1 pseudogene is annotated in these 324 nt (G+C 70.4%); it reads right to left on the bottom strand.

Features of this window, described 5'->3' with window-relative positions:
- Positions 1-79: 79 nt before the first annotated feature.
- Positions 80-324 (bottom strand): annotated as a pseudogene (locus EN845_RS35725) (beta-hexosaminidase); the annotation flags it as partial.

The raw sequence follows: 324 nt of genomic DNA, 5'->3' as shown, positions 1-324 counted from the left end.
GGTCTTCCTCGAATGGCAACTCGGCCGTCATCGAAGGCCCTGCCCCAACTGTCATCCCCGAAGATGCAGATTCGGCCGTTCAGGCGCTCAACGCAAGCGCGCTCGCGATCCCGGCGCGCACGGCCTCCAGATCGACCGGCTCCGGCTCGTGCCGGATGCGGCCCAGCGCAGCGGCGGCGCGGCGCGCACGCGCGCCCGTCATCTCCGGCACGGCACCGGCGACAGCGATCATCTCGTCCATGATGCCGTGGCAATGCAGGATGACATCGACGCCGGCCCGGATCGCGGCCCGCGACTTGGCCTCGAACGAGCCCGACAGCGCCT

Source organism: Mesorhizobium sp. M8A.F.Ca.ET.202.01.1.1 (assembly GCF_004791595.1).
GTDB lineage: Bacteria > Pseudomonadota > Alphaproteobacteria > Rhizobiales > Rhizobiaceae > Mesorhizobium.
This window is presented reverse-complemented; position numbering and strand designations above follow the sequence as displayed.